The organism is Staphylococcus sp. HMSC061G12 (assembly GCF_001838465.1).
Classification (GTDB): Bacteria; Bacillota; Bacilli; order Staphylococcales; family Staphylococcaceae; genus Staphylococcus; species Staphylococcus simulans.
In genome coordinates this window covers 1-3,361 of the sequence record NZ_KV837043.1, presented here as the reverse complement: position 1 = coordinate 3,361, position 3,361 = coordinate 1, and the positions used below count along the sequence as shown (strand labels likewise).

General features: G+C 36.9%; 3 protein-coding genes. All 3 read right to left on the bottom strand.

The genetic code is table 11. The features are described 5' to 3' along the window. Positions 1-67 precede the first annotated feature (67 nt). The 3 genes from HMPREF2937_RS03765 to HMPREF2937_RS03755 are packed head-to-tail and all read right to left on the bottom strand — an operon-like array spanning position 68 to position 3,231. Positions 68-841, bottom strand: a complete 774-nt coding sequence (locus tag HMPREF2937_RS03765) for a TSUP family transporter (protein ID WP_070848442.1) — start codon at positions 839-841, stop codon at positions 68-70. 30 nt (positions 842-871) lie between these two features. Next, on the bottom strand, positions 872-2,095 hold the full coding sequence (gene thiI, locus HMPREF2937_RS03760) for a tRNA uracil 4-sulfurtransferase ThiI (RefSeq protein WP_070864059.1): 1,224 nt from the start codon (positions 2,093-2,095) through the stop codon (positions 872-874). Further along, positions 2,092-3,231: a cysteine desulfurase family protein gene (locus HMPREF2937_RS03755; protein WP_070625258.1), complete on the bottom strand. Its 1,140-nt coding sequence runs from the start codon at positions 3,229-3,231 to the stop codon at positions 2,092-2,094. The genes thiI and HMPREF2937_RS03755 overlap by 4 nt, the downstream gene beginning before the upstream one ends. Positions 3,232-3,361 lie beyond the last annotated feature (130 nt).

Here is a 3,361-nt window from a genome sequence, read left to right as displayed (position 1 = left end):
TCAAGTTGTTAATCATGCCGAGCGCACACAAAAAGTAAACTGCGTACAGTTTAAGACGCAGTTTACTTTAATTAACCCATTGATGCATATAATCATAGATATTTTTAAGAATTAATGCACTCGTTACGATGACAAACAATACTCTGACATAACCGACACCTTGTCTCAGTGCAAATTGCGCACCTGCATAGGAACCGACAATCATACTGAAAGCCATAATCAAACCGATCCCGTAATCAACTTTGCCTAGCAACATAAATAGCAATAATGCACCGATATTTGAAGCGAAATTAAGGACTTTCGCGTTACCAGCAGCACTTAAGAAATCAAATCCGACTATCAGTAAAGTGAACAACATGAACGAGCCTGTGCCTCCACCTAAAAAGCCGTCATAAAAACCGATGAGTAATAATACACTTGTAAAGAGAATCGCTTTTTTAGTTGAAAGCTTTTGATATGTTCGTATACTGCCCCAATCTTTACGCACGAGTGTATAAATCATCACAATCGTTAAGATGATTATGACAAGCGGTTTTAAGACTGAAGCTGGTAAAAAGGAAGCCAAGCTCGCACCGCCCACTGCCGCTAAAAAGACAAATGGGAAGAGCTTGCCTACAATTTTCAAATCGACCTTGCCGGAACGTATAAACTTAATCGCACTGGTTAAAGAACCAAATGAACTTGCTAGTTTATTTGTTCCAAGTGCAGTTGCTGGCGGGAGACCTATGGCGAGTAAAGCCGGTGTAGATATTAAACCACCGCCACCAACTACTGCATCAATAAACGCAGCTAAAAACCCAAATACAATTATGATTAATATCAGTGTCAAATCCCATTCCACGATGTTTACCCCTTTTTACTCACATATTACTTAGAATAAATCTTCCATTAACGCTTCTGTTGTTTTGTCTTTTTGACTTTGATAATTTTTAGTGACTTCAATAGTTTCAATACCTTCTACAGCACGATCAATCATTTCACTAAAGTCATATACACTTTCATAGCGTTCTACTTTTTCAAAATCAGGTTCTGTAACCGGGTTTTTAGGAGTGAAGATTGTACAGCAATCTTCAAATGGTTGAATTGATGTTTCAAACGTACCATATTGTTTTGCTTTAATGACAATTTCTTCTTTATCTAATGTTAATAACGGACGTAAGACTGGCGTTGAAGTAACATGGTTAATCGCATACATACTTTTAAGTGTTTGGCTGGCAACTTGTCCTAAGTTTTCACCATTAACAATCGCATCTGCGCCAATTTGATGTACTACTTTATCAGCAATGCGCATCATCATTCTTCTTGTAGATGTCATAGTATAGCGTTCATGGACTACTTTATGAATTTGTTTTTGAACTTCTGTAAATGGAACGATGTGCAATTTGATCGGCCCTACACGTTCAGCTAAGATACGCGTTAGTTCAATGACTTTTTCTTTAGCTTTTTCACTTGTAAATGGCGGACTATGGAAATGAATGGCTTCTACTGTTACACCACGACGCATGATTTCCATACCTGCTACTGGTGAATCAATACCGCCTGACAACATTAATAATGTTTTACCGCCTGTACCAACTGGTAATCCGCCAACGCCATCAATCACACGGTCATAAATATAAATTGCATCTAAGCGTACTTCTGTTTTAATGACATGATCTGGTTGTTTAACATTTACATGGACTTGTTCATTGTTTTCTAACACTGCCCCGCCAAGCATACGTTGTAATTGATACGTATCATATGGAAACTGCTTGTCCGCACGTTTTACATCAATTTTGAATGAATCACCGTCTGCATAGGCTTTCGCAAATTTACTTGCTTGTTTTTTCACTACTTCTAAATCTTTTTCAAGCTTCATCACAGGACTGATGGACTTCACACCAAATACTTGGCTAATACGACGCATAATTTCTTCGATATCCGCTTCAGGTGTGACTTCAATATACATTCTGTCTCGGTTTGCTTTAACATGGTAGCCTTGAAGTGGCATTAAAGCCTGTTTGACATTTGAACGTAAACGGTTCACAAACATTTTTCGGTTCGCACCTTTAAGCGTTAGTTCACCATAACGCACTAAAATATGATCATAGATCATTTCTTTAACAACTCCTTCATTTCTTCATAAACAATTTTAAACGCTTCTTTAAATCCTTCAATGTCTGATTCAGTCGTTATTGCACCCATAGAAATACGAATACTGCCTTCAATTCTTGATTCACTGATCCCCATCGCTAGTAACACTTCATTTAAACGACTATGTTTTGATGAACATGCACTTGTTGTAGATAACATGATACCTTGTTTTGAGAAAGCATTGACTAATACTTCCCCTTTCACGCCATCAAAGCCAACATTTAGAATATGTGGTGCACTTTGATGTGGTGAATTCACATGTACCCCTGGATACGCTTCAAAGAAGTTTCGTAAGTCTTCATTCCATTCAGTCAATCTTGAATTCAGTTGTTCTTGTTCGCTTACAGCATGTTTCAACGCTTTAACAATCGCAATATCTACCGGTAAATTAACTGTTCCGCTTCTTAAACCATATTCTTGGCCACCGCCATGAATCACAGGTTCAAGGTTATGAATATTACGTACTAATAATAATCCCTGTCCTTTTAAGCCATTAAACTTATGACCGCTAAAACTAACACTGTCTACACCATTAAAGTGTAAAGGAGTTTTTCCAATAGCTTGCACAGCATCCACATGAAAATGTGCTTTTGGATACGCTTCAAGTATTTCAGCAATCGCTTCAATCGGTTGAATTTGGCCAGTAATGTTATTAACGTGCATACATGTGACAAGACCAACATTCGGATTCATCAATGATTTTAAGTGTTCTAAATCAATGGTGCCTGCTTTTGTCACATTCACATAACGTAATTTAAACCCTTCTTCTTCTAAGTGACGCATCACTTCTAACACTGATGGATGTTCTAAAACAGAAACAATAATTTCATCAGCATAAGGTTTTCGGTTATAAGCAGCACCTTTTAATGCCATATTATTGGATTCTGTCGCACCACTTGTAAAAATAATATCGTATCTATCTTCTAAGTTCAGAATTTGGTTGATTTGTAGCTTCGCTTGTTTCAACAATTGTTCAGCTTGCAAACCTGCTTGGTGTGGACTATTCGGATTAAAATATAAATCTTGGTTGACTTTAACAAAGGTGTCTAACACATCTTGTGCAGGTTTTGTAGTCGCTGCATTATCTAAATAAATCACTTTTCGTCACTTCCACTTAATGAATTCTATCTTTTTGAGTCTTTTGTTCCAATTTTAATATTTTACCACAAATCAATGAATTCTCAATAAGCAAAAAGAGGCTCTATAATAAATTCGGTTGATGAGATAA

Bases quoted from the DNA above. Each gene is read 5' to 3' on its own strand.
- thiI (WP_070864059.1), bottom strand. From the start codon at position 2,095: ATGATCTATGATCATATTTTAGTGCGTTATGGTGAACTAACGCTTAAA.